The sequence below is a fragment of the Alkalibacterium sp. s-m-28 genome (assembly GCF_054658175.1).
Genome location: NZ_BAAGIQ010000265.1, coordinates 1 through 487 on the forward strand (window position 1 = coordinate 1; position 487 = coordinate 487).

Annotated in this window: 1 protein-coding gene; it reads left to right on the forward strand. The window is 43.5% G+C overall.

All coding sequences use genetic code 11. From position 1 onward, the window contains the following. Positions 1-195: 195 nt before the first annotated feature. Positions 196-487, forward strand: a 292-nt coding sequence (locus ACYQ4S_RS12265; protein WP_459771447.1) for a helix-turn-helix domain-containing protein, incomplete at its 3' end; no start/stop codon positions are given.

Below are 487 nucleotides of genomic sequence, written 5' to 3' on the forward strand. Positions count from 1 at the left end.
CACCTTCCATTGGAAGAGTATCCGGTATTTTTACAGAGCTATAAAGAAAGCTATGGGTATGCCTTCATGCAAGTTCTCACAGCACGCTGATCCATCATCGATTCTTTTTCTCATTTCACCGACTTTTACCTCTGCTGGAAAGCAGACGACTGTAGTAAGGTGGCAGTAGTCTATATAAGAGAGGAAGACAAAGAAATGAATGAAAAACAGCGTGAAGAAGTGGCATTAGCGAAGTTTCAAGTGATTGCGCCAATCTTAAACAAGGATTTTCCTGATGCCAGCCAACAAGCGTACTACGAACGCCTTAGTCAAGAGCCCTTAAAACGAGTCGATGGAAGTGAGTGGCGAGTAAAGCCTGGTGGTATTCGTGACTGGGTCTATTTGTATCGCAAGTATGGGTTTGATGGCTTAAAACCAAAAGTACGCACAGAGACCAGTACGAAAAGGCTGACAGATGATCAAAAACAGCGCCTGATTGCCTTAAAAG